Raw genomic sequence first — 25,001 nt, forward strand, 5'->3', positions numbered from 1 at the left:
CCCCTTGTCCACCGTCCGGCGGCGGGTGGCCCTTCTCGGTGTACGGATGCGGCGCCTTGGCTCAGCGCGTGGCGGCCGCGATGCGCAGCGGCACCGGGTCCGGGGGAGTGCTCTCCTCGCCCTGGTGGGCGATCTCCGCCCACCAGGACGGGCCGTCCTCGATGTGCCGCAGCAGTACGCCCTCGCGGATCGCCCAGGGGCAGATGGTGACCGTCCTGATGCCGGTGAGCTTCATCGCGGTGTGCCCCACCACCGCACCCGCCAGGCTCTGCGCGGCGCGCGGAGCGGAGATGCCGGGCAGTTCGGAGCGCCGTGCGGCCGGGAGCGCGGCCAGCCGCTCGATTGCGACCCCCAGGTCGGCGCGGTGCATCCGCCGTTCCACGAACGGGCCGTGCCGCCCCGGCGAGGTCCCGCAGAGCCGCCCCAGCTGCTCGAAGGTGCGCGAGGTGGCCACCGCGGTGCGGGGTCCCTCCCAGCGGATCCGCGACGCCACGTCCCGCAGCTGGTGGCGGACCTTGCGGCGCAGCGCCCGCACCGCCTCCAGGGGAGGCGGGTCCTGGCCGATGAAGAACTCGTGGGTCAGCCGGCCCGCGCCCAGCGGCAGCGAGGCCACGTAGTCCGGCAACCGGCCGCGTCCGAAGGCGACTTCGAGTGAGCCGCCGCCGATGTCGAACAGCGCGAGCGGCCCGGAGCGCCAGCCCATCCACCGTCGCGCCCCGAGGAAGGTGAGCTCGGCCTCCACCTCGCCCGGCAGCGTGCAGAGAGCGACGCCGGTCCGTGTCCGGACGGCACGCAGTACCTCCTGGCGGTTCGGCGCGGAGCGCACGACGGCGGTGGCGAAGGCGAGCGGTCCGGCCGCACCCCACCTCGCGGCGGTCCGCTTCGCCCCTTCCACCGCCTCGACCAGCTGCTCCACGGCCTCCTTTGGCACCGGTCCACCCGGCCGCACATGGTCGGAGAGTCTCAGCCGCCATTTCGCCGTGTGCACCGGCAGCGGCACCCCGTCCTCGGCGTCCGCCACCACAAGTCGTACCGTGTTCGAACCCACATCCACCACGCTTATCCGCATGGACCTGTGGGTACCCATGCGCGACCCGCTTCAACGTCGGCCGCCGCACCGGGGCGTCACTCCCGGCAACCGCCCCCGGGGAGCGAGCCGCGCGGGACAACGGGAAGGGCCGCCGTCTCCCTGCGGACGGCGGCCCTTCGGCCGAGCGGCTCGTGCTGCGGCGGCTACATGTGGACGACGGGTGCGGCGTCCGCGTCCTGCTCCGGCACCCCGCTCCGGAAGAGCAGGAGGGTGATCACGGCGCCGACGGCGAAGAGGCCCGCCGACCACCAGAAGGCGGTGGTGTAGCTCTCGATCGTCGCCTGGGCCTGGACCAGCTTGTTCGCGGCGTTCCTGCCGACCAGGTAGTCGGTGGCGGCGCTCGCGGCCAGCGTGTTCAGCAGCGCCGTACCGATCGAACCGCCCACCTGCTGCATGGCGTTGACGGTGGCGGAGGCGACACCGGCATCCTCGGACGCCACCCCGCCGGTGGCCAGTTGCATGGCCGGCGGCATGACCAGGCCGAGGCCGAGTCCGATCACGATCAGCTGCGGCAGCACCGCGGAGACGTAGTCGGAGCCGACGTCGATCCCGGCGAGCCAGGCCATGCCGGCCGCGGCGACCGCGAAGCCCAGCGGGATGATCGCCTTCGGGCCGATCCGGGGCACCAGCATCGTGGTGCCGACCTGGGCCGCGACCATCAGCGCGGCGACCATCGGCAGGAAGGCCACGCCGGTCTTCGTGGGGCTGAAGCCGAGGTTCAGCTGGAGGTAGTAGGTGAGGAAGAGGAAGACGCCGAACATGCCGCCGCCGGAGATCAGCACGGCCAGGAAGGATGCGGCACGGTTGCGGTCCAGCAGGATGCGCAGCGGCAGCAGGGGGTGCGCGGTACGGGTCTGCCACCAGGTGAAGGCGGCCAGCAGCGCTCCGCCCGCGATCAGGAAGCCCCAGGTCAGGGGAGAGTTCCAGTCGTGGGTCTCGGCGTTGGAGAAGCCGTACACCAGGGAGAAGAGACCGCCGGCGACCAGTACCGTGCCGGGCACGTCCAGCTTGGAGTTCGCGGCGTCGCGGTGGTTGTGCAGCAGCAGCCAGCCGCCCGCGAAGGCGACGACGGCGATGGCGACGTTGACGTAGAGCGTCCAGCGCCAGTCCAGGGCGTCGGTCAGGACGCCACCGAGCAGCAGGCCCACCGCACCGCCGGCACCGGCGATGGCGCCGTAGACACTGAACGCCTTGGCGCGTTCCTTGGCGTCGGTGAACGTCGTGTTGAGCAGCGAGAGCGCGGCGGGCGCGAGGAGCGCGCCGAAGGCACCCTGCAGGGCGCGGGCGGTGACCAGCATCTCGAAGTTGGTGGCGGCACCGCCGAGCGCGGAGACGGCGGCGAAGCCGACGACACCGATGAGGAAGGCGGTCTTGCGGCCGAACAGGTCGGCGATCCGGCCGCCGAGCAGCAGCAGGGACGCGAACGCCAACGCGTACGCAGTGACGATCCACTGCCGGTTGCCGTCGGAGAAGCCGAGGTCGGCCTGGGCCGAGGGCAGTGCGATGTTCACGATGGTGGCGTCGAGGACCACCATCAGCTGGGCGAGGGCGACGACGGCGAGAATCCACCACCGCTTGGTCGAGGCGTCGGGGTGCGCCTGTACGGCGTCCTCCCGGCTGCTCTCGGTCAAAGTCTTCTCGGACATGGGAATCCACCACTCCAGGGAAAGTCGGCTGGGCGTTACCGATGTGTAAACGAAACCGTTTCGTACACATCGAGATTAGACCACTCGCAGCGAAACGGCAACGTTTCGTTGGAGTGGGGGCGGGGCGGTGGTCAGGAGCGGGGCCGCCGGACCTACAGCGGCTTGACCCAGCGGCGCCAGTGGTCCTCGCGGTGGTAGCCGGCGGCGGCCCAGGCGTGGTGTGCCTGTTCGTTGGCCTCCAGGACCATGGCGTCGACGCGTCGCCCGCCCAGATCGGCGAAGCGCTGTTCGGCTGCGGCCAGCAGGGCGGTCGCGATGCCCCGTCGGCGGTGGTCCGGATGTACGGCGAGCCGGTAGGCGGAGCATCGCCAGCCGTCGAAGCCGGCGATCACGGTTCCCGTGAGCAGGCCGTCCCGCTCTGCGAGAAGCAGGGCCTCGGGGTCGCGCGCGATGAGTCGGGCCACTCCGTCGTGGTCGTCGCTGATGCTCGTTCCTTCCGCGGCGTCGCGCCAGAACCGCAGCACGGCGTCGATGTCGGCAGGGGTGGCGTGGCGGATGTGGAGATCGCTCATGGGGTCAGCCAAGCAGAGCGCCGGGCTGTCCGGCGAACGGTTTCTCCACCGATGATCGCGAGCGCCCGACGGCCCCTCACGTCACCGTCACACCGTCACGCCATCTGCCGTCGCACCAGCTCGTGCAGCCGCCCGCCGGTGTCCGCGAGGAGCTGCGCCGGCGGTCCCTGCTGGGCGACCTTGCCGTTCTCCATCACGATCACACGGTCCGCGTCCAGCACCGTGGACAGACGGTGGGCGATGACGATCCGGGTGGCGTTGAGGGCCTTGGTGGACTCGATGACCGTGCGCTGGGTGTCGTTGTCCAGGGCGCTGGTCGCCTCGTCGAAGAAGAGGATCCGCGGCCGACGGATCAACGCCTGGGCGATCATCAGGCGTTGGCGCTGGCCGCCGGAGATGGCACCGCTGCCCGAGACGATGGTGTGCAGACCCATCGGCATCCGCTGGATGTCCTCCGCGAGCCCCGCCATCGAGGCCGCCGCCATCGCCTCCTCCGGGGTGTAGGGCTCGGTGCCGCAGATGACGTCCAGGATGGAGCCCGTGAACGGCTGGGCGTGCTGGAGGACGACACCGCACTGTCTGCGCACCGCCGACTGGTCGAGGGCCGCCAGGTCCTGGCCGTCGTACAGGACACTCCCGGAGACCGGGCGGTCGAAGCCGATCAGCAGCCTGAGCAGCGTCGACTTGCCGCAGCCGCTCGGGCCGACGATCGCCACGAACTCGCCCGGCCGGATCTCGAAGGACACGTCGTCGAGGATCAGGGGACCGTCGTCGGAGTAGCGGAAGGAGAGCTTGCGGGCCTCCATCGCCCCGGTGAGCGGACCCGGTCGGGTGCTCGCGGTGCGGACCTCCGGGGAGGCGTCCAGGACCGGCTTGATCTCCTCGAACAGCGGGAGCGCGGCCACCACCGAGACGAACGAGCCGGTGAGCGAGGTGACCGCGGTCAGCAGCATCGTCACCGAGGTGTTGAAGGTGAGGAACTCCGCCGCCGACATCGAGCCGCGCGCCGGGCCCGCCAGCAGCATGAACATCAGCAGGGTGCACAGCGGGAGGTACACCGAGCCCATCACCGTGGTGAGGTTCTTGATGCGGCCGACCTTCTGCTGGAGTTCGCGGCTGCGGGCGAACTCCGAGGCCCAGGCCGCGTAGGCGTAGTTCTCGGCCGCCGCGACCCGGAGCTTGGGCAGACCGCGCAAGGTCTGGAAGGCCTGGTTGTTCAGCTTGTTGCCGAGGACCACCAGCCGTCGCTGCCAGCGCACCTGCCACAGCCCGAGCCCCAGGAACCCCGCGGCGATCACGACGAGCATGCCGATCGCCGCCATGGCCATCGGCGCGCTGTACCAGAACAGCAGCCCCAGGTTCATCGCGCCGACGGTCACCGACTGGGCGACCGCCGGGCCGATGCCCGCCATCATCCGGCGGATCGAGCTGATGCCCATGGCCTGACTGGCCAGTTCACCGGTGGAGCGCTCGGTGAAGAACTTCGTGGGCAGCCTCAGGAGCCGGTCCCACACCGCCGGCTGGAGGGTCGCCTCGATACGGCCCTCCAGGCGGAGCATGGTGAGGTTCTGGAGCAGCATGAAGGCCGCCGTCACCACACCGCTGACCATCACGGCCAGACACACCTGGACGATCAGACCGGTCTGCGCCTTCGGTACGAACTCACCGAGCACCTTTCCGGTGGCGATCGGGACGAGGGCGCCGATCGCCACCGTCACCAGACCGCTGAGCAGCAGGTTCGACACGTCGCCGCCGGTGCCGCGCATGCTGAACCGGAGAAGTCCGGGCAAGCCGAGCTTCCGGTCGGGAAGGGGGCGGTAGAACATCACCGCGCGGGGCTCGAACTCCTCCGTGTTGTCCTTCTCGACCGGAGTCTCCCGTCCCGTCGCCGGGTGCACCGCCACATAACCGCCGCGCCGCCACAGCAGCGCGACCGGTGCACCCGACAGGGCGCGGTGACCGACCAGGGGACCGATGTTGTCGTGCCACCAACTGCCCTCCAGGCGTACGGACCTGATGCGGACCCGGGAGGCGAGAGCGATGCGCTCGACCGGGTCCAGGCGCTCGCTCTCGGTGCCGCTCTGGGCGTTCTCGGCGAGGGGGATCCCGGCGGCCTCGGCGACCAGCTTGCACGCCGCATAACTTGCGTCCGCGTCGGCGGCCGTCGCCCGCTGCTTCGACCGGCCGATGGACGCCAGCAGTGTCCGGTCGGCCTGGACACGCACCGCCTCACCGGCCCTGATACCGGCGGCCGTCCGGGTCTCGTGGGTGCGCTCCAGCTCCTCGATCCAGCGGTCCAGCGTGGTCAGCAGCCGGTACTGCTGGTCGACCATGCTCTGCCAGACCCCGGGGTCCATCAGCAGGTCGGCGGCTGCCTCGGCGCCGTAGAGCGAGCCGTACTGCACGCTGCCCGGCGGCACCTGCATCCAGAAGACGTCGTCGTCGGTCGGGGCGGCGGCCCGCTCGTCGGCCATCGGCGCCTGGAAGAGGATGGACAGACTCCGGCCCACTCCGAGCGCGAGGGCGTACTCCAGAGGGCTCGTCGTCGGCGGTACGTACTGGGGGTTGCCGTACTCGTCGTACGACCAGGTCTGGGTGTTCGTGGGTTCGTACAGCTCGCGCAGGCCGATGCGGTGCACCACGCAGTCCCTGAGGGGGCGTGCCACCAGGGTGTGATGGGGCCCTGCCACCGGCCCGAGCAGCAGGGCGCCCGGCTCCAGACGGCCCAGGTGATGCCAGTGGCCCTGCTGTCCGGCGTCCACCGCGAACAGGTCCACGGCACCGGACACCACCAGCCACAGCACCTGCGGGCCTTCGAGGTCGATGCGGCTGAACCCGGCGCAGTCGACGCGCGTGCCCATCTGACCGAGGGCGGTGAGGACCACGTCCCCTTCGTGTGCGGTAGTCATGTCACCGTTCCTTGACCAGCGCCGCGTACGCGCCGCCGCGCGCCACCAGCTCCTCGTGCCGCCCGCGCTCCACGATCGTGCCGTGTTGCAGTACGACGATCTCGTCGCTGTCGCGCACGGTGCTGAGCCGGTGCGCGATCACCACACAGGCACAGCCGCGCTTGCGCAGGTTGTCCATGACGGTCAGTTCGGTCTCCGCGTCCAGCGCGCTGGTCACCTCGTCGAGGACCAGGATGCTGGGCCGGCGCACCAACGCCCGCGCGATCTCCAGGCGTTGGCGCTGCCCGCCGGAGAAGTTGCGGCCGTCCTGCTCGACCCTGCTGTGGATGCCGCCGGGGCGGCGCAGCACCACGTCGTACAGGGCCGCGTCCCGCAGGGCGTCCACCACGGCGTCGTCCGGGATCGACGGGTCCCACAGCGCCACGTTGTCGCGCACGGAGCCCTCGAAGAGGAAGACATCCTGGTCGACGAAGGACACCGAGGAGGCGAGCGCGCCGCGCGGGATGTCGTCCAGGCGCTGTCCGTCGATGCGGATCACACCCTCCCAGGGCGCGTACAGACCCGAGATCAGCCGGGACACGGTCGACTTGCCGCTGCCGGAGCCGCCGACCAGCGCCACCTGCCGGCCCGGCCCCACCGTCAGGTCGAAGCCGGTCAGCAGCGGCTTGTCGAGGGGGTTGTAGCCGAAGGTGATGTTCTGCAGCTCGACATGCCCCTGCAGCCGTCGGGTCGAATCGCCGGCGCCCGGGCGGTCGTAGAGCGGGTCGGCCTTGAAGTTCTCCACGTCCTTCAGGCGGGCCACGTCGGCCGCGAAGTCCTGGATGCGGCCGGCCACGCCGTTGAGGCGGGTGATCGGCGCGGTGAAACGGGTGACCAGGGCCTGGAAGGCGACCAGCAGGCCGACGGAGATCCCGCCCTCCACGGCTCGCATGCCGCCGATCCAGAGGATGAGGGCGCTGTTGAAGGTGGCCAGCATCGGAGCGACCACGCCCAGCCAGGCGCTCGGCACCCCGAGCCGCTGCTGCTCCTCCAGCGTGGTGGCGTGCTGCCCGGCCCACTTGCGGAAGTAGCCGTCCTCGCCGCCGGTCGCCTTCATCGTCTCGATCAACTGCAGCCCGGTGTAAGCGGTGTTGGTGAGCCGGGCGCTGTCCGCGCGCAGCTTCGCCGTACGGGTGGCGCGCAGCCGGATGACGACCCGCATGGCCGCCACGTTGAGCAGGGCCACGCCGATGCCGACGTACGTGAGTTGGGGATCGTAGGTGTAGAGCAGGATCGCGTACAGGACGACGACCACGGCGTCGACGCCCGCCGCCGCGAGGTCCCGGGACAGGGTCTCGGCCACCTGGTCGTTCGACTGGAGTCGCTGGACCAGGTCGGCGGGGCTGCGCTGGGAGAAGAACGTCACCGGCAGGCGCAGCAGATGGCGCAGGAAGCGGGCGCTGGAGAGGGTCGAGGAGATGATGCGGCCGTGCAGCAGGTTCGCCTGCTGGAGCCAGGTCAGGGCGAGGGTGAGGGCCACACACGTGCCCATCGACGCGAACAGCACGCCGAGCAGGGAGGTCTGGCCGCCGATCAGGAACATGTCGATGTAGGTACGGCTCAGCGCGGGCGTGGCGGCGCCGACCAGCACCAGCAGCAGACTGGCGAGGACCGACGCGGGCATGGTGCCCGCGGTGCCGCGCAGCCGGGCCGGCATCGCGCCGAGGATCCCCGGTTTGCGGCCGCCCGTGGAGAAGCCCTCACCGGGCTCCATCACCAGCACGACACCGGTGAAGCTGCCGTCGAAGTCCTCCATGGGAACGAAACGGCGGCCCTTGCCCGGGTCGTTGATGTACACACCGCGGCGGCCGAAGCGGCGCCCCATGCCGTCGTACACGACGTAGTGGTTGAACTCCCAGAACAGTACGGCCGGTGTCTTCACCCCGGCGAGCGCGGCCGTGTCCATCTGCATGCCCTTGGCCGTCAGACCGTAACTGCGGGCCGCCTTGAGGAGGTTGCTGGCGCGCGAGCCGTCCCGGGAGACGCCGCAGGCGATGCGCAGCTCCTCCAGCGGCACATGCCTGCCGTAGTGGCCGAGCACCATGGCGAGGGACGCGGCCCCGCACTCCACGGCCTCCATCTGCAGGACGGTGGGGGTCCGGACCGTCTTCGCCTTCCCCGTGGGGACCGGGCGCTTGGGCGGGGCGGAGCGGCGTCTGCCCCGGGTGTCCTGTGCGGTGCTCATGGCAGCAGCCAATCGACGGGGCGCTGATCGGCCAGCCGGATCGATCCCGAGGCCACGGTCATGGAGGTGAGCACGAACGGCGGGCCCTCGGCAGAGGACCACTTGTAACCGCTCTTCGTGCCCCGGGACCTGTCCAGCTTCACCAGGACGGCGACCGGACGGCCGTCCTTGGAGAACTGCTCGCCGAGCTGGCTGTCCCCGAGGAACGCGGCGATCTGCTGTGCCGACTGCGCCGAACGGTCCACCGACTTCACATGGCCGCGCAGCACGCCGTACTCCTGGGTGGGGACCGAGGAGACGGTCAGGTCCACGGGGGCGTTCGCCGGGATGGAGGCCGCGTTCTCGGCGGGCACGTACACCGTGGCGTACATCGGGTCGGAGCTGTGGGCGACCTTCTCCACGGCAGCGACGTTCGCACCGGTGGAGATGATCTGACCGATGGTGGCCGCCAGCGCGGTGACCCGGCCCGCGGCGACCGTGCGGACGACCGTGTCGCCCTTGGGCGTGCGGACCTTCAGTACCGGGGAGCCGGCGGGCAGTTGCCGCCCCTCCGCGGCGAGCACCTGCGTGACCTGGCCGGCGACCGGGCTCTGCAGGATGTAACTGCCCTGCCCGTGCGTGAGGATGGCGGGCGCACTCACCGTGGAGGCGACCGAGCCGGTCACCGCCCACACGGCAGCGGCGGCCATCACGACCACCGTCACGGACATCACGAGCCAGCCCTGCGGGCGGGCGAAACGCACCGGAAGGTCGAGCTCCTCCGGGGACTGGAGCTTGGCGAGGGCCTGTTGGCGGAACTGCACGGAACTTCCCTCACCTGCGAAAGAGAGAGGACCGGCTCGCGCGAGCCGGCTGGTGTACGACCCCCGGCCCGTGAGCCGGCTGGTTTACGAAACCCGAAAGCCCCGGAGCCAGGAAACGGCTCCGGGACAGGGTGATCACAAGTGGTGCGATCAGATCACATGGAGTGTGATCAGAGACCGGAAACCAGGCCGGTGACCGGGGCGGTGCTCAGGCCGGTGACACCCTCGACGGTGCCGACAACCGTGTTGACCACGCCGGAAACCGGGGCGACGCCGTCCACCAGGCCGGTGACGGTGCCGAGGGCGTTGAGGGCGAGGCCGCCGGAGACGTTGTCGAGGTCGGCGTCCGAGATCTCGACGGTCTCAACCTGGGGGGTGGAGTTCATGATGGAACTTCCCTTCGTGTGGATATCTCAGCAAGGGGGGAGCGGCCCCCTCTGGGGACAGATGACGGCCGCGATCGCAGACGCCTGACTCCCCGTTTCCGGGAATGCCTGGCGACCCTGCGGTGCGATGGATCAAAGCACGCTGCGGCGCCGCGCTTCCAATCAATCACCGGCCCCACCAGGGAACTTGAGTCACAGAAGCTTCCATCGGTGCAGGGTTGTGCACGCCTTGGGATCGACTTCTTCACATGTGATGCCGTGATGGCGTGCGGTGATCCTTGCCGTTGGTGCGGCGAATGCGACACACCTCTCCAATGGCATGGGCGCCGGCCGCCAAGTGTGCAGAACTTCCGCTTCCGGTGACCTCGTTGAGCATTCGATGTGCAGATTCACTGAAGGGGGGATTCGGGGCCGTATCCACAACGGACCGTTGTCGATCGCTTGCTGAGCGTGTTTTTCCGCGGGTGTGTCAGCCCAGGAGTGCGTAGACCGTGCTCGCGCGGGCCGCGAGTGAGCCCGACACGGAGTCGGTCATCGTGATGTCGGCGAACGCCATACGGCGGCCCAGCTTGGTGACGACCGCCTTGATCAGGACATCCGAACCGGTCACCGCCCGCTGGAAAGCCGTGGACTGCTGCACCGTCGTCATGGGCCCGTAGCTGCCCCGGGCCGCCGCCACGGCGATCACGGCGGCGGTGTCGGCGGCGGCCATCAGTGCCTGGCCCGACAGTGCGCCACCCTCCCGAGCCAACCGCTGTGACCGGGGAAGACGCAGGACCACGTGGTCGTCCGTGAGCGTCTCGACCAGGAGGCCGAGGTCGAGGACCCAGGGGGCGAAGCTGCCGGTGAGGATCTTGTCGGCTTCGGCGGGCGTCATCGTCATATGGGGGATTGTTCCCGCCCGCCGCGCGACCGGCACGGCCCGTGGCCGAATCGGCGTGGCAATCACGGCGTAAAGAAACGGCATTGAACGCACCGCGTGCACCCTGCGTACCCATGACCATCCAGGCGCCCCGAACAACTGCCATACGGCGGTAAAGACTCCGGTCCCCCCAGGAGGTCGAGAAGTTTGAGTCACAAGCGAATTCCGAAGCGCAAGGCCGCGTTCGCGGCAGGCACCGTCGTAGCGCTCGGAGCGGCCGCGATTCTGCTGCCCAACGCCAACGCGTCCCAGGACGGCTCGTCGAACGACGCGGCGGCCATCGCGCCGAAGACGCTCAAGGCGACGGATGCCTCGGACCTCGCCTCGCAACTCGAGAAGATGCTGGGCGACGCCTTCGCCGGGTCCTACTACGACTCCGACAAGCAGCAGCTCGTCGTGAACGTCGTGAACAACGTGATCTCCGGCGACAGCAACAACGTCGTCGTGCAGGCGAAGAAGGCGGGCGCAGAGGTCCGCGAGGTCGACAACAGCCTCCCCGAACTGGCTGCCGGCGCGAAGACCCTCAAGGAGGACGCGACCATCCCGGGCACCTCCTGGGCCGTCGACCCGCGCACCAACAAGATCCTCGTGACCGCCGACAGCACGGTCACCGGCGCCAAGTGGAACACCATCGAGTCGACCGTGAAGAGCCTCGGCTCCGGCATGGCGACGATCAAGAAGTCGGCCGGCACCCTCAAGACCTTCGTCTCCGGTGGAGACGCGATCTTCGGCGGCGGTGCCCGCTGCTCGCTCGGCTTCAACGTCACCGCGGGCGACGGCAGCCCCGCCTTCCTGACCGCGGGTCACTGCGGGGTCGCGGCCGAACAGTGGTCGGACACACAGGACGGCCAGCCGATCGCCACCGTCGACCAGGCGACCTTCCCCGGCGACGGTGACTTCGCCCTGGTCAAGTACGACGACCCGGCGACCGTGGCGCCCAGCGAGGTCAACGCCGGCGGCGGCCAGACCGTCGCGATCAACCAGGCCGCGGACGCCGAGGTCGGCGCCCAGGTCTTCCGGATGGGCTCCACCACGGGCCTCGCCGACGGCCAGGTCCTCGGACTCGACGCGACCGTGAACTACCCGGAGGGCACCGTCACGGGGCTCATACAGACCGACGTCTGCGCCGAGCCCGGCGACAGCGGCGGCTCGCTGTTCACCCAGGACGGTTCGGCGATCGGCCTGACCTCAGGCGGCAGCGGCGACTGCACCGTCGGCGGCGAGACCTTCTTCCAGCCGGTGACCACCGCTCTCCAGGCGGTCGGCGCCACGCTCGGCGCGGGTGACGCGGCCGGCGGCGGGGAGGCCGGTGCAGGTGGCGACGCCAGCGCGAGCCCCGGTGACGAGGCCGGTGCAGGTGGCGACGCAGGCGCGAACCCCGGTGACGAGGTCGGCGCAGGTGGCGACGCAGGCGCGAGCGCGAGCCCCGGTGACGAGGCCAGTGTCAGCCCCGGCGAAGAGGTCGGCGGTGACCAGATCGGCGGCGAAGCGGCCGGCAACGGTGACGCGACGGGCAACGGTGACGCGACGGGCAACGGCGCCGGTGACGGCACCGGTGTGACGGAGTCCCACTGATCCCTCAGGCGGTCTGACACCAGATCCCCTGTACCGGCCGCGTCGGCAGCGGTCCGCCCCCACCCTCCGCTGCCGACGTCGGTCCGCACGACCGCCTTCCTGCCACACCGCGAGGCGGGCCGGAAGGTGCAACGGTCCGGCCCTCCGGCGGGAGGGCCGGACCGGCGCGTTGTGCCCCGCCGACAGCAGGCGGCCGGCAGCCGTGAGGCGTCGGCCCCGTCAGCCGTCGGCCCGCAGCAACAGCAACGCCACGTCGTCGATCCGCTCCCGCGCGGCACCACTGCGGCCGACGAGTTCGTCGGCCAGGTCGTCGAGCGGACGGTCACCGGCCTCGGCGAGCCGCTGTCCCAGATCGGCGAGCGCGTCCTCGATGTCGACGCCGGGGGACTCGATCAGACCGTCGGTATAGAGGACGAGGACGGAACCCGGAGCGAGCTCCACCTCCGTCGTCGGGTAGACGGCCGAACCGTCGATCCCCAGCAGCGGGCCGCCGGCCAGGTCCAGCACCCGCACCCGCCCGTCCGGCCGCCGCAGCAACGGTGGGGGGTGTCCCGCCCGGGCCATCACCGCGCGCCCCCGCCCGGGATCGAGCCTCAGATACAGACAACTCGCGAACAGGTCGGCACCGAGGTCGATCAGCAGCCGGTTGGTCGAGCGCATGACCTCCTCGGGCGGCTGGCCGACGGTCGTGTACGCCCGTACCGCCGTCCGGAGCTGCCCCATCAGGCCGGCCGCCGTCACGTTGTGCCCCTGCACGTCCCCGATCACGGCGGCCGCCTGCCCGTTCACCGGCACCAGGTCGTAGAAGTCGCCGCCGATGTCCATGCCCTGGGTGGCCGGCAGATAGCGGGCCGCCGCGTCGATGCCGGGCAGCCGGGGCAGGGTGTGCGGCAGCAGGGCGGCCTGCAGACCGTGCGCCAGCTGGTGCTTGGCGTCGTAGAGCAAGGCCCGTTCCAGGGCCTGGGCGATCAGTCCGCCGAGACTCGTCAGGACCGCCCGCTCGTCCGCGGGGAAGGGGTGCGGTTCCGCGTAGGCCAGCACACACGTGCCCACCGGGCGCCCCGAGGCGATCAACGGCAGATAGGCCCAGGCCGCGAACCCGTCGGGGGTGGCGTTCCGCCCCGGATACAGGTGCTCCAGCTGCTCCCGGGAGTCGAAGAAGGCGGGCACCCCGGTGTTCAGGGCATGCGTGCCGGGCGTCGGTTCGGCCAGCGGCAGCCCGTCGAAGCGCTCGACGACCCGGGCGTCCGGATAGCCGCGATGCCCGAGCACGTGCAGCCGCCCTGCCTTCGCGCCGAGCACCACGAGCGCCTGGCCCCCCACCGCCGGGGCGATCTCGTCCGCCACCAGCTGCACCACGTCCTGCACCCCGACCGCCTCGGTCAGTGCCCCCGCCAGACTCAGCACCTGCGAGATCGTGACCAGCCGGGCCGGCGGGTCCCCGGGCCGCGGTCCGGCCCTGTTCATCTCCGCCACCGCCCGGGCCCGGCCGACCCGGACGCTCAGCCCGGTCGTGCTGGGGTGCAGCCGGAACGACAGCCAGTCCCCGGGCGGTCGCAACGCCACGAACGACGTGCTGTGCTGGCTGAGCAGCGCGGCCCGGTAACGGTCCTCGTAGACCGGGTCGTTGAGCCACGGCACCGCCGCCCACAGCTGCGAGCCCAGCAGCCGGGAGACCGGGACCCCGATCAGTTCGGCCGCCGCCGCGTTGGCGAAGGAGACCCGCCCGTGCAGGTCGAGCGAGCACAGCCCGTACGGCAGCCGCGCCACCATCCGTGCCGCCTCCACCGTGCCCAGCGTCCCGGCCACGCCTCCCGCCGGCGCCGCGGCGAGCAGATCCGGCTCGGCGTACGGCGGCCGGCTGTCCTGCACCGCCCGCTCCAGCCGCATCGCGAGCCGCCCGCAGGCGGCGGTCAGATGGTGCCGCTCCCGGTCGGTCAGCTCCGGCGGATGCGAACCGGGCCAGGTCACGAAGACCGCGCCGTACACCGTGGACGGGGTGGCCACCGGTACGGCGGCCAGGGCGAACGGATACGGCAGTACCACGGCGATCCGCGGATAGCGGTGCGCCATTTCCTGCTCGCCGCCGACCCACACCAGCCGCCGCTCCCGCACCGCCTGAGCCACCGGGATCGGCGCGCTCAGCCCCACCCGCTCCCAGGGCGCCGCGAAAGTCCGCGGCAGGCCCGCCATCACCGCCATCTCCAGTACCGGTTCGCCGGCGGCCAGCAGATACACCGCGCCCGAGTGGGCGTGCACCTCGTCCATCATCGACGCCAGCGCCAGGGAGAGCAGCGGACGGCCCACCCGCGTCCGGGCGCTCGTCGGCGCCGGGGCGGACATGTGCCCGTCGGACACGCCGACCACCTCCTCGCACGGGCGCGTCCCGGAAGGGGCACGAGCCGCTGACGCGCGCCGAACCCCAGGGATCAAATCTCCCCCCTCCCGGCGCGTCCCGCACGGCGAGGATTCCGCGTCGGTGACCGGGCGTGGGCACACGGGTAGCCGCGCGACGGCGAGGTCGGCTGTGTACCCCCTTGCCCCCGGCCCATGCCCCCACAGTCGAAGCGCGCCGCGGCTCACGGGCGCCGTGCGTGCGCCCCCGCGCACCCCGATGGCCAATTCTTCGCGCCCGCCGGAGGTCCGGGACCCGAACAATGGGGCACGCGTTCATCGCCATGAAACCGAGTACGGCGAATCGAGGGGGACGAGCAGTGATCCGGGTGCTTCTGGTGCACGACGCGTGTCTGGTCAGATCGGTGCTGGCGGAGTGGCTCGGCCGGGAACCGGACCTCGGGGTGTTCGACACCCCGTGGCACACCGCGCCGGGCCGTATGCGATCCGTGCGGCCCGATGTGTGCGCCGCCGATCTCGAGTGCTCGGACGCCTACGGGATCCCGCCCTTGGGGGAGTTATCGGTGCGCGAGCCGGACCGGAGTCCGCCGCGCCTCCTCGTACTGGCCACGGCCAACCGGCCCGGGCTGCTGAAACGGGCCGCCGAGGCGGGAGCCCTCGGCTATGTCGACAAGGAGGGCTCGCCGGAGCGCCTGGTCCGCGGGATCCGACGCGTCGCCGAAGGGAAACGTTTCGTCGACGACTCACTGGGCTTCGGTTTCCTCCAGGCCGCCGAGATGCCGTTGACCGGACGGGAGCTGAGTGTGCTGACCCTTGCGGCCGAGGGTGCCTCCATCAAGGAGATCGCCGGGAACCTGCACCTGTCCCACGGGACCGTGCGCAACTACATGGCCGCCATCACCCGCAAGACCGGCGCCCGCAACCGCATCGACGCGATCCGCATCTCGCAGGGGCAGGGCTGGCTCTGACCGCTCCGGGGAGGTGGCCCGCTTCGGGGCTGCGGCCGCCCAGCCGCCCACGAGTTCGCGGTACGCCGCCGAGTCGCGCACGAGCTCGTCATGGGTGCCGTGCGCCGTGCGGCGGCCGTCCATCAGCAGCACGCTCCCGGCGCGCCGGGCCGAGCTGATCCGGTGGGCGACGACGACCAGCGTGGTGTCCGGCCGTTCCGCGAAGGCCCGCTCGGCGCGCTCCTCGGCCCGGGGGTCCAGATGACAGGTCGCCTCGTCGAGCAGGACGAGCGGGGCGTACGACAGATAGGCCCGGGTCAGCGCGATGAGCTGCCGCTCACCGGCGGAGAGGACGGCCGGGTCCACGGTCGCCCGCGGCCCGCCGAGCGCTTCGAGCAGCGGGGTGAGCCCGACCGCCCGGGCCGCCGCGAGCAGCTCCGACTCCGGCACGGGGTGCGGTCTGAGGTGGCCGAGGTTCTCCGCGAGGGTGCCGGAGTGTACGTACGCCTCCTGCGGGATGAGGACGCGCCGCGCGGCGGCCCCGGGGGAGGGCACGGGGTGTCCGCAGAGCTGGATCTCGCCGTCGGTGGCGCGCAGGAGGCCGGCGACGAGAGCGGTGAGCGTCGACTTCCCGATCCCGCTGGGGCCCACGACGGCCAGGTGGGCGGCGGGCGGGAGGGTGAGGTCGAGATCGTCGACGACGGGGGTGGCGGCGGGGCCGTAGGCGAAGCTGACGGAGGTGAGGGAGAGCGCGGGGGCGCGTGCGGCCCCGCCGCACGCGGCGCGCGTCGCGTCAGGGTCGCCCGTGCCTGCGGCGGCCCGCGCCACCGGCGCGGGGCCGCGCCGGGAGCGAGGCGATCCCGCGAGGCCGGGGCCGTCGGTCACGTTCCCCGCTGGTGCGGCGGCGTCGGGCGGCGGACCTGTGCCCTGCGATCCGGCACGGTCCGGTGCGCTCGGTGCGGGTGCCGCCGTCGCGGGGGCCCTGGGGGTCTTCTCGGGCAGGTGGCCCCCGGCATGTTCGCTCACCCCGTCGGCCGGTTCGCGGGTCAGTCGGCGCAGGACCACGACCAGCCTCGACCCGCTGGTGCCCAGGCCGTGGACCAGGTTGCGCAGTGCGGGGAGGAGGGACTGGGTGACGTAGGCGAGGGCGCCGACCAGAGCGCCCGTGGTGACGCCCCGGGACAGGAGCCAGGGGGCGCAGGCGAGGAGGAGGACGACCGGGAGCTGGCCGCCGAGGGCGAGGGAGGCCACGCGCAGGACGGACCAGTGGGCCAGGGAGCAGGCGGCCCGCTGCTCGGTGTCGACGAGTCGCCCCGCGTCGGCGGCGACGCGCTCCTCCGCCCCGGCCGCCGTGATGTCCCGCAACCCCGGGCAGACCCTGCCCAGACCCTCCGCCAATGCCTCGTCGGCGACCAGGAACTCCTCCTGACGCCGGGCCAGCGGTCGCAGCGTGGCCGCGAACAAGCCCAGTCCCGCGGCCAGTGGCGGTCCCACGACCAGCAGCAGCAGCGGGTCGAGCGAGGCCAGTCCGACGACGGCCCCCACGGCCGTGAACACGAACGAACGCGACACCAGCACCAGCCCGGCGAAGGTGTCCCGGGCGATCTCGACCTGCTGGGTCAGCCCGGACAGCGACCCCGCGTCCGCCTCCCGCACCCCGCGCCCCACCACCCGCTTGACCAGCAGGTCCCGCAGCGGTTCGACCAACGCGGCGACGGCGGCGTACACCCGGATGGTCCCGTAGGCGCCGACGAGCACCCCGAGACCGGCCACGCCGAGCCAGGCGAGTCCCACGCCGGGCCGCCCGGCCAGAAACCCTTCGTCCAGCGCGCGGGCGGGCGCGTACCCGGTGAGGAAGGTCTGTCCGGTCTCCAGCACGGACCACCCGGCGAGCCGTACCAGCGCCCGCCGGCGGAGCCGGAGGAACCGGAGTCCGCGTGCGTGGATCCCGGGGGTGACGGGGCCGCTCCGGCGGAGGGTCATGAGGGCCCTCCGTCCGACGCGGCGGTGTCCGTCCCCTCTGCGAACACCGCCCGGTACTCGGCCAGGTCCCACAGCGTTTCGTGCGGCCCCACCGCCCGCACCCGCCCCCCGTCCAGCCAGGCCACGGCGTCTGCGCGGGCCGCCGTGGCGGCGCGGTGGGCGACCAGGAGGCGGGTGCCGCCCGCGCGGCCGTTCACCAGGGCCTCGGTGATGCGCGCCTCCGTCACCGTGTCGAGGCTGGAGAGGGCGTCGTCCAGGATCAGCAGGCGGCCGCCGTGGGCGAACGCCCGTGCCAGGCCCAGGCGTTGGGACTCCCCGCCGGAGCGCGGGGCGTCGGCGACGAGGGTGTCGTAACCGTCGGGCAGCCGGCGCACGAAGTCGTCCGCGTGGGCCGTGCGGGCGGCTTCCCGGACGCGTGCGGGGGAGGGGGACGTCAGGGCGAGCCCGATCTCCTCCGCGACGGTGCCGCCGAGCAGGGCGGGACGTCCGAAGGCGTAGCCGGTCGCGCGGCGGAGTTCGTCGTGGGTGAGCTCGCGCAGCGGTACGCCGTCGAGGAGGACGTCCCCGGCGTCCGGGTCGGTGAGCCTTCCGGCGACCGCGGCGAGCAGCGACTTGCCCGCCCCGGACCGGCCCACCACGGCGAGTGTCGTCCCGCCCGGCACGACGAGGTCGACCCCGTCGAGCACGGCCCGTCCGCCGCGCAGGGCGGTGACGCCGCGCAGTTCGAGCCGCCCCGGGCCGGGCGGCAGTCCGCGTTCGCCGTGAGCGACGGCGGGTTCCGCGAGGACCTCGTCCAGGCGTCCGGCCGCGGCCCTGGCCCGGGCCAGGCCGGCGAGCTGTCCCACCAGGGCACCCACGCCGGTCCCGAGGACCGCGTAACGGGAGGCGGCGAGGACCTCGCCCACCGTCACCCGGTGCCGGGCGAGCAGGACGCCGGCCACGGCGACGACCCCGAGCTGGAGCAGGGGGGCGACGGCGACGGACCGGCCCGAGGCGCGGCCCTGCACCCGCCACATGCGGTGACCGGCCTCGGAGAGTTCGGGCAGCGGTCGCAGGATCCGGGCCGTCTCCCGGTCCGCCGTACCGGCGGCCTGGATGGTGCGGTGTCCGCCGACGGCCTCCGTGAGGGCCTGCGCGATCCGGCCCTGCACCTCCTGATAGCGGGTCACGCATTCCCGGGTGTCCCGGGCGAAGGCGCGCAACAGCAGGGCGAGGACCGGGGCTCCGGCCAGGAACACGGCCGCCAGCCATGGGGAGATGAGGCCGAGGGCCACCACGGCGCCGACGGGTCCGGCGAGCGCGGCGAGCAGCGCGGCACGGGCGGTCGGGGCGGTGCCGGCCTGCGCGGCGTTGCCGACGAGGCGGGCGACGAGGTCTCCGGGGCCGAAGCGGGCGGTGGCGCGCGGGCCGACGGCCAGGATGTGGCCGGTGAGGCGGTGGCGCAGCCAGGCGGTGGTGCGGGCGTCGACCGTGCCACCGAGGACGGTCTCCGACGCGTCGAGCAGAGCGGTCACGAGGACCAGCGCGGCGCAGTACAGCACCCAGCGGGTCGCCGGTTGCTGGGCGAGCAGCAGGTCCAGGGTCCGGCCCAGGGCGGCGGGCAGCAGCAGTCCGGCACCGGTCGCGGCCGTGCTCACCAGGCACAGCACCAGAGCGCGGGCGGGGGCCGGGCCCAACGGGCCGGATCCTGCTGTGCGAGTCGTCATGCGGTGGCCTTCCCCAGGTGTGCAGAACCCCGGGCGGCCCCTCCCTCGCGGGAGTGGACCGCCCGGAGTCATGGGCGCACGGTGTCTGTCAGAGACAGAGCGTGACGCTCGCCGCGCTGACGCAGGACAGCAGGCTGAGGGTGCTGTTGGCGCCGGTGCTGGTCTGCTCGTCGGACTCCATCGTCTGCAGGTCGAGAAGTGCCATCTCGTTTTCCTTCCTTCGGTGTCGTCCACCCGTGGGGACGGGGTTGGGTCACGGCTCCGTCAGGTGACGGAACCGCGTATGTGGGGCCGCCTGAGCGGCGGGAGGAACGGCAGGTGTGCGGTGGCGGCCTCGTCGGAGGACACCCGGAACCCGTGGTCCTCGTGGGCCGCGCCGAGCGCGAGCAGGCACCCTGCCGTTCCGGTGCCGAGGTCCATCGACAGCCGCATCATCTGGTGGCCGGGGAAGGCCAGTTGGCCCTGGTAGTCCATGGCGAACCAGCCGAGCCCGTCGATCTGTTCGGCGAGCCGCTGCCGGCTCGCGCCGGGTGTGTCCGTGCGGGCGAGGTGCAGGATCATCCCGGCGCGGCCCTGGAAGAGACCGGGCTGTACGTAGAAGCGGCTGGTCGCGGCGATCAGGATCCCGGCGCGCGCCCGCTCGAACTCGCCCTCGGTGTCGGCGCCTTGGGCGAGGTAGTCGTCCAGGACCATCCCGATGCCCGCGCTTCCCTCACCGAGGTACGGCAGCGTCCGCCAGCCCTCGTCGACCTCCAGCGAGCCGCCCGGATGCGTCACGCAGCACTCCAGGTCGCGTCGCAGCGCGACGTCGGCCGCCCTCAACAGCAGCGGTTCAGCGGTGCGTTCGTACTGTCGCAGCATGAAGAGCGCCGGCCCGGCCCACCCTCGCAACAGCCCGGCCCGGCGCCGCTTGGGGGTGTCCGCAAGGGGCTGCGCGAGTCGTCGTACGAGAATGTCGGCGGCCTCGGCGGCCCTGTCCCGCAGCTCCGTCTCGCCGGTCGTGCGGCCCAACTCGCCCAGTACGAGCCCGAGTCCGGCGAGGCCTCCGTGCAGGTCGGAGGAGAGGTTCTGCCAGCGTTCGGCGAGGACACGCTCGACCAGGTCGAGTGCGCGCTGCCGGTGGCCGAGCCGCTCCAGGACGTGGGCGACGCCCGCGAGACCGTCGTAGAGGCCCAGCGGTGTGCCCGTCGGCGGGGGTGCGGTGCGGTCCAGGAGCCAGCGCTCGCCCTCCTCGTACCGTTCGGCGCCGACCGCGTCCAGTGCGTACAGGACGCCGGCCGCGCCGTGCGCGATCCCGAGTCCGCCGCCGTCGTTGAACTGCGTGATGTCGCCGGGGAACAGCCGGTCCGCGCGCTCCGGGGTGGCCGAGGCGAGAAGGGCCCTGACCATGGAGTCACGGCTGTGGGGCCAGTCGCCCGGCTCGGTGAAGGAGGGCGCGATCTTGGTGCGGACGGGCGACTGCTCGCCGCCCTCACCCGAGGGGGGCCGCGTGGCGATGTCCCGGGTGATCTCCGCGACCGCCTCGTCGAGGAACTCCTTGGGCACGTCCGGGAACTGACGGAGAATCACCTCGGCCAGGTGGGCGGCCTTCCCCCGGTCGACCACGAACAGCGTGGTGACCGGCATGAACAGCGCGAGCCGCAGACAGGCCAGGGCGTAGCGGTCGACGTCGATGCCGACCCGGTCCGGCGGGGCGAAGAAACCGGGGTGGGCGACGACTTGGCGGCCGTTCTCCTCGACCGGCGCCGCCGCCTCGAAATCGAGCAGGGACACCGACTCCTCGTCGGGGCCGACCATGATGTTGAAGACATGCAGGTCGTTGAAGACGATCCCGCGCGCGTGGACCGCCTGAACCGCCCGCTCGACGGCCCCGTGGATGCGCACCGCCCATGCCGTGTAGGCGGCGACCGCCTCGGGGTCGGGGTCCGGGGTGAGGAGCGGATGCCGCTCCGCGAAGAACGAGTTCAGCGTGCGCCCCTCCAGGAAGTCCATGACGAGGAACCTGTGGTCGCCGAGCGTGAACCAGTCCCGCACCTCGGGCACCACACCCGTCCCCGCCACCTGCTCCAGGGCGTACTTCTCGCGTTCCAGGCGGGCGATCGCGTCCGCCCCGTCGGCCGCGAGCCCCGCGTGCGGCCGGCCCTCCTTGAGGACGACCTTGCGTCCGTCGCGGGTGTCGGTGCCCGTGTAGACCCCGCCGCCGTTGGAGAAGTGCAGCGCCTTCTCGATCCGGTACGGCAGCTCGCCCACCGTCGTGGTGTTCCGGGCCGCCAGATGCGGCTCAAGAAAGGCGGGCAGCGTCACCCACTCCGGCACCTGGAAGGACGGCGCCCGCCGGTCCGGCACCAGCGTCCCCTCGCCGTTGCGCACCGCGGGCACCAGCGAGCCCCGCTCGTCGACGACGAAGGTGCGTGCGAAGGCGCCGTAGCGGACGTAGAGCGGCCCGTCGTGCCAGCGCAGATCGGTGAGGATGTACGGCCCCTCGCAGCCGTCGAGGAGCTCGCCCAGCTCCCGCAGCACGACGTGCAGCTGCTCCTCGTCGGCCGGGTAGACGGTGACGAACTTGCCGCTGGTGTCGCGGCCCGCGTACTTGGTGTTGCGCAGGTGCAGCAGATGCGGGGCCGGCACGAACTTGAACGAGATGCGCCGGGGCACGCAGTAGTCCCACACGGTCGCGGCGATGCGCTCCGCGTTCGCCCGGGTGGCCGAGGCGTGGATCTTCCAGCCCTGCGACGGTCCCGCCGCCGGCTTCCCGTCCGGACCGAGCGGCGTCAGCGTCAGCCAGTCGCCGATCCGTGCCGCGTCCCAGCCCTCGGGAACCTCACGCCGCGTCGTCTCGTAGACGGGCGCCTCACCCGCGGAGATCCGGTCGGGCGTCTCGTAGAAGTGTCTGTCGGCGAGCGCGTACACCTCGTAGCGCTTGTCCATGCGTCCTCCTCCGTGGCCCGCTGTCGAGCTTTCCAGCGGGACGGTGGCCACGGACAGTCACGGCTGTCACGAGATCACCGTGCGAAACGCATGCGTCAAGAAGTGTTCGGAGGGTTTCGAGCACGGCCCCCCGCGGATGCCCCACGTACCGCCCCCAGGGGCTGCGCACGTGCCGTATAAGCGCTGTAATGGCGAACGTGGTGAGTGAGGACGCTGCGGAACGCGGAACGAGAGCGTTGCGTGCCGAGGACGCCCTGACATCGCTCATGGACGGCCCCGGATCGCCGGAACGGCTGCGCCGCGTGCTCGAACAGGCGCTCGTCTTCGCCGGGGCGGCCCTCGCGGCCGTGTACGTCCCCGACGACGACGGGGAGCAGCTGTGCCTCGCCGAGTCGGCCGGCGTCCCCCACACGCTGTACGGGCTGCGCGACAGCTATCCGAGCGCGGGCGGCTCCCCGGCCGCCGACGCGCACCGCTCGGGACGGCCACTCTTCCTCGGCCCCGAGGAACTCGCCGCCCGCGCCGAGGCCTGCACAGTGCCCCAGCGCGACGTCCACCTCGCCGTGCTGCCCGCACACGGCGACGACGGCAGGGCCTGTCTCGTGGCCGTCGGCCAGGGGCCGGGCGGCTTCGACGACGAGGACCGCAAGTGCCTCGAACTGATCGCCGGCGCGATCGTCTGTCCCGCCCCCGACGCGGCCCCGGAGGACGCCGAACCGAGGTCCACCGCGTTCAGCCTCGCCATGGACACCGGGCGGGTCGAGGTCGGCGACGAACTCCTGGAACTGTTCGGCATGAGCAGGGCCGCCTTCGACGGCAAGGTCGAGACCCTGCTCGGCCTCACCGTGCCCGAGGACCTGCCCTCGTTGATGTCCCTGTTCGAGGCGGGCCACATGTCCCTCGGCGACCGCGAGCTGGAGTTCCGCGTCCTGCAGCCGTCGGGTCCGCCCAGGTGGCTCAGACTGCGCGGCCGCATGCTGCCCGGCACAGAGGGCAGGCCCGCCCGGCTCGTGGGCTCGGTCGCCGACGCGTCGACGCTGCGCTCGGACGTCACCGACGTGGCCCGTGTGCAGCGCCTTGCCGCCGCCCTCGCCATGGCGGGCACGGTCCGGGACGTCAGCCAGGCCGTCGTCTCCGCCCTGCGCGCCCCGCTGAGGGCCGACCGCATCGCCCTCGCCGAGCTGGAGAACGAACGGCTCGTCGTCACCGTCCTCGATCCGCCCGAACCCGAGTCCTGGCCCGAGCTGTGGCGCCTGGAGTGGCGCGGCGAGTGGCCCGAGGCACCGGTGCGGGCGATGCCGACCCTGGCCACCGCCCTGCGTGAGGGCCGCGCCCAGATCTGGCCCGCCGGCACCGTCCTGGAACCCGCCCTCGCCGACGTCGGTCCCGGCGGCCTCGCCGTACTGCCGCTGCCCGCGGCCGGGCGCATGGCCGGCGCCTGCCTCATCGGCTGGGACACACCGCACCACTTCGGCCCCGACGAACGCGCCCTGCTCACCGCCTCCGCCGGCCTCGCCGGGCAGGCCCTGACCCGCGCCCACGCCCTCGACGCCGAACACGAACTCGTCGGCATGCTCCAGCGCCAGCTGCTGCCCCGCCGGCTGCCCGAACTGCCCGGCGCGACGGCCGTCGCCCGCTACCTGCCGAGCACCGCGGGCCTCGAACTCGGCGGCGACTGGTACGACGTGATCCCCCTGCCCGACAATCACGTCGCCCTCGTCATCGGCGACGTCCAGGGCCACAACGCCGCCGCCGCCACCGTCATGGGCCAGATGCGCACCGCCCTGCGCGCCTACGCCGTCGAGGGCCACCCTCCGGACGTCGTCGTCGCCCGCGCCAACCGGCTCCTGATGGACCTGGAGACCGACCTCTTCGCCACCTGCGCCTACGTCGACCTCGACATGGAGGAGGGCACCGCGTGGTGCGTCCGGGCCGGTCATCTGCCGCCCGTCCTGCGCCATCCCGACGGCACCGCGGAGATCGTGGAGACGGACGGCGGCCCCCCGCTCGGCGTGGTGGCCCAGGCCGACTTCCCGATGACCCCGCTCCGGCTGCGGCCCGGCACCCTGGTCGCCCTGACTACCGACGGCCTGGTCGAGTCCAACGAGGCCGACATCGACGAGGGCATGGACCGCCTGGCCCGCGGACTGGCCGCCTCCGACCCCGCCCACCTGGGGCTCGTCGCCGACGCCCTGCTCGGCGGCGCCCGCCGCAGCGACGACGTGGCCCTGCTCCTGCTGCGGTACGACGGCATGGCCACCCACCCGCTCAGGGAGGGCTGGACGGTGTGGCGCGTCCCTCAGGCCTCCGGACACGCCCGCCGCTTCACCCGGCGCGTCCTGCGCGGATGGGGGGTACGGAACGGCGCCCTGGACACCGCTCTGCTCGTCGTCTCCGAACTCGTCACCAACGCCCTCGTGCACACCGACGGCCAGGTCCGTCTCGACCTCACCCTCGTGAGCCGGCGGCTGCGCGTGTCCGTCGCCGACGCCTCGCCCCGCACTCCCGTCAAGCCCACCGACATCGGCTGGGAGGCCACCGGAGGCCGCGGGGTCCTGCTGGTCGAGGCCGTGTCGGCGGCCTGGGGCACCGTCCCCGTCAGCGGCGGCAAACAGGTGTGGAGCGAAATCGCACTCGATGCCTGAGCCGGGGTACCCGCGCCGCAGAATCCCCTGTCGGAGAGGTACGCCATGACCCAGCACGTCAGCGACATCATGACCAGCGCCCCGGTCGCCGTGGAACCGCAGACCTCCGTGACCGCCGTCGCGCGCATCATGCGCGACCAGGACCTCGGTGACGCCGCCATGGAACGCGACCCGGAGTCCGTCCTGGGCGACATCAGCGCGGCCCGCTCCAACACCTGAGCCGGGCAGGCGAGTTCGGCTCAGCCGTTGAGCCGCTGGTCCGGGAGGCCGTCAAGCGACTCGGGAGCGGATCCCCGCTGCACGCGTGTGC

At 72.3% G+C, this 25,001-nt stretch carries 15 protein-coding genes and 2 pseudogenes; 4 read left to right on the plus strand and 13 right to left on the minus strand.

What is annotated here, in order from left to right; translation table 11 throughout:
* Positions 1–61: 61 nt before the first annotated feature.
* The 8 genes from OHT57_RS43465 to OHT57_RS43500 all read right to left on the minus strand — a co-directional run bounded on the left by OHT57_RS43465 (position 62) and on the right by OHT57_RS43500 (position 10,513).
* Positions 62–1,069, minus strand: coding sequence for a Ppx/GppA phosphatase family protein (locus OHT57_RS43465; protein ID WP_328752480.1), 1,008 nt, complete (start codon positions 1,067–1,069; stop codon positions 62–64).
* A gap of 164 nt (positions 1,070–1,233) precedes the next feature.
* On the minus strand, positions 1,234–2,736 hold the full coding sequence (locus OHT57_RS43470; protein ID WP_328752481.1) for an MFS transporter: 1,503 nt from the start codon (positions 2,734–2,736) through the stop codon (positions 1,234–1,236).
* Positions 2,737–2,888: 152 nt separating this feature from the next.
* The gene (locus tag OHT57_RS43475; RefSeq protein WP_328752482.1) at positions 2,889–3,308 is read right to left on the minus strand and encodes a GNAT family N-acetyltransferase; all 420 of its coding nucleotides are present in this window, start codon (positions 3,306–3,308) and stop codon (positions 2,889–2,891) included.
* Positions 3,309–3,403: 95 nt separating this feature from the next.
* The gene (locus tag OHT57_RS43480) at positions 3,404–6,217 is read right to left on the minus strand and encodes an NHLP bacteriocin export ABC transporter permease/ATPase subunit (protein ID WP_328752483.1); all 2,814 of its coding nucleotides are present in this window, start codon (positions 6,215–6,217) and stop codon (positions 3,404–3,406) included.
* A 1-nt stretch (position 6,218) separates the two neighbouring features.
* Entirely contained in the window at positions 6,219–8,441 is a 2,223-nt protein-coding gene (locus OHT57_RS43485; protein ID WP_328752484.1) for an NHLP family bacteriocin export ABC transporter peptidase/permease/ATPase subunit, read from the minus strand.
* A complete protein-coding gene (locus tag OHT57_RS43490; protein ID WP_328752485.1) occupies positions 8,438–9,244 on the minus strand; it encodes an HlyD family efflux transporter periplasmic adaptor subunit in 807 nt (268 codons plus the stop codon). Before OHT57_RS43490 ends, OHT57_RS43485 begins: the two co-directional genes overlap by 4 nt.
* Before the next feature lie 170 nt (positions 9,245–9,414).
* Positions 9,415–9,630 (minus strand): type A2 lantipeptide, encoded by a 216-nt coding sequence (locus OHT57_RS43495; RefSeq protein ID WP_328752487.1) that lies wholly within the window; start codon positions 9,628–9,630, stop codon positions 9,415–9,417.
* A 469-nt stretch (positions 9,631–10,099) separates the two neighbouring features.
* Complete coding sequence (locus OHT57_RS43500; RefSeq protein ID WP_328752488.1) at positions 10,100–10,513, minus strand: PaaI family thioesterase; 414 nt, start codon at positions 10,511–10,513, stop codon at positions 10,100–10,102.
* Positions 10,514–10,699: 186 nt separating this feature from the next.
* On the opposite strand from OHT57_RS43500, the gene OHT57_RS43505 reads away from it, so the two are divergent.
* Positions 10,700–12,127 carry a S1 family peptidase gene (locus OHT57_RS43505; protein WP_328752489.1) on the plus strand — a complete coding sequence of 476 codons (1,428 nt, stop codon included), beginning with the start codon at positions 10,700–10,702 and terminating at the stop codon, positions 12,125–12,127.
* Positions 12,128–12,346: 219 nt separating this feature from the next.
* Here the strand turns inward: OHT57_RS43505 and OHT57_RS43510 are convergent, their stop codons facing one another.
* A complete protein-coding gene (locus tag OHT57_RS43510; protein WP_443053556.1) occupies positions 12,347–14,494 on the minus strand; it encodes a SpoIIE family protein phosphatase in 2,148 nt (715 codons plus the stop codon).
* Between the two features lie 347 nt (positions 14,495–14,841).
* On the opposite strand from OHT57_RS43510, the gene OHT57_RS43515 reads away from it, so the two are divergent.
* Positions 14,842–15,450: a response regulator transcription factor gene (locus tag OHT57_RS43515; protein ID WP_328752490.1), complete on the plus strand. Its 609-nt coding sequence runs from the start codon at positions 14,842–14,844 to the stop codon at positions 15,448–15,450.
* A gap of 306 nt (positions 15,451–15,756) precedes the next feature.
* On the opposite strand, the pseudogene OHT57_RS43520 reads toward OHT57_RS43515, so the two are convergent.
* The 4 genes and pseudogenes from OHT57_RS43520 to lanKC all read right to left on the minus strand — a co-directional run.
* Positions 15,757–17,412: pseudogene (locus OHT57_RS43520) on the minus strand (ATP-binding cassette domain-containing protein); the annotation flags it as partial.
* Positions 17,409–19,118, minus strand: a complete 1,710-nt coding sequence (locus tag OHT57_RS43525) for an ABC transporter ATP-binding protein (protein WP_328752491.1) — start codon at positions 19,116–19,118, stop codon at positions 17,409–17,411. The pseudogene OHT57_RS43520 and the gene OHT57_RS43525, both read right to left, overlap by 4 nt.
* A gap of 88 nt (positions 19,119–19,206) precedes the next feature.
* On the minus strand, positions 19,207–19,323 hold the full coding sequence (locus tag OHT57_RS43530) for a SapB/AmfS family lanthipeptide (RefSeq protein WP_328752492.1): 117 nt from the start codon (positions 19,321–19,323) through the stop codon (positions 19,207–19,209).
* 59 nt (positions 19,324–19,382) lie between these two features.
* Entirely contained in the window at positions 19,383–22,046 is a 2,664-nt protein-coding gene (lanKC, locus tag OHT57_RS43535) for a class III lanthionine synthetase LanKC (RefSeq protein WP_328752493.1), read from the minus strand.
* A 197-nt stretch (positions 22,047–22,243) separates the two neighbouring features.
* Here lanKC and OHT57_RS43540 point away from each other — a divergent pair, with 197 nt between their 5' ends.
* Both OHT57_RS43540 and OHT57_RS47565 read left to right on the plus strand, forming a co-directional pair.
* Positions 22,244–24,691, plus strand: a complete 2,448-nt coding sequence (locus OHT57_RS43540; RefSeq protein WP_328753499.1) for a SpoIIE family protein phosphatase — start codon at positions 22,244–22,246, stop codon at positions 24,689–24,691.
* 45 nt (positions 24,692–24,736) lie between these two features.
* A pseudogene (locus tag OHT57_RS47565) lies at positions 24,737–24,841 on the plus strand (CBS domain-containing protein); the annotation flags it as partial.
* Between the last annotated feature and the right edge of the window lie 160 nt (positions 24,842–25,001).

This window comes from Streptomyces sp. NBC_00285, assembly GCF_036174265.1.
Lineage (GTDB): Bacteria > Actinomycetota > Actinomycetes > Streptomycetales > Streptomycetaceae > Streptomyces.

What these genes read in the sequence shown, in the direction of transcription:
- OHT57_RS43465 (WP_328752480.1), bottom strand. Translation starts at nt 1,069, where the DNA reads ATGCGGATAAGCGTGGTGGATGTGGGTTCGAACACGGTACGACTTGTG.
- OHT57_RS43470 (WP_328752481.1), bottom strand. Translation starts at nt 2,736, where the DNA reads ATGTCCGAGAAGACTTTGACCGAGAGCAGCCGGGAGGACGCCGTACAG.
- OHT57_RS43475 (WP_328752482.1), bottom strand. Translation starts at nt 3,308, where the DNA reads ATGAGCGATCTCCACATCCGCCACGCCACCCCTGCCGACATCGACGCC.
- OHT57_RS43480 (WP_328752483.1), bottom strand. Translation starts at nt 6,217, where the DNA reads ATGACTACCGCACACGAAGGGGACGTGGTCCTCACCGCCCTCGGTCAG.
- OHT57_RS43485 (WP_328752484.1), bottom strand. Translation starts at nt 8,441, where the DNA reads ATGAGCACCGCACAGGACACCCGGGGCAGACGCCGCTCCGCCCCGCCC.
- OHT57_RS43495 (WP_328752487.1), bottom strand. Translation starts at nt 9,630, where the DNA reads ATGAACTCCACCCCCCAGGTTGAGACCGTCGAGATCTCGGACGCCGAC.
- OHT57_RS43500 (WP_328752488.1), bottom strand. Translation starts at nt 10,513, where the DNA reads ATGACGATGACGCCCGCCGAAGCCGACAAGATCCTCACCGGCAGCTTC.
- OHT57_RS43525 (WP_328752491.1), bottom strand. Translation starts at nt 19,118, where the DNA reads ATGACGACTCGCACAGCAGGATCCGGCCCGTTGGGCCCGGCCCCCGCC.
- OHT57_RS43530 (WP_328752492.1), bottom strand. Translation starts at nt 19,323, where the DNA reads ATGGCACTTCTCGACCTGCAGACGATGGAGTCCGACGAGCAGACCAGC.
- lanKC (WP_328752493.1), bottom strand. Translation starts at nt 22,046, where the DNA reads ATGGACAAGCGCTACGAGGTGTACGCGCTCGCCGACAGACACTTCTAC.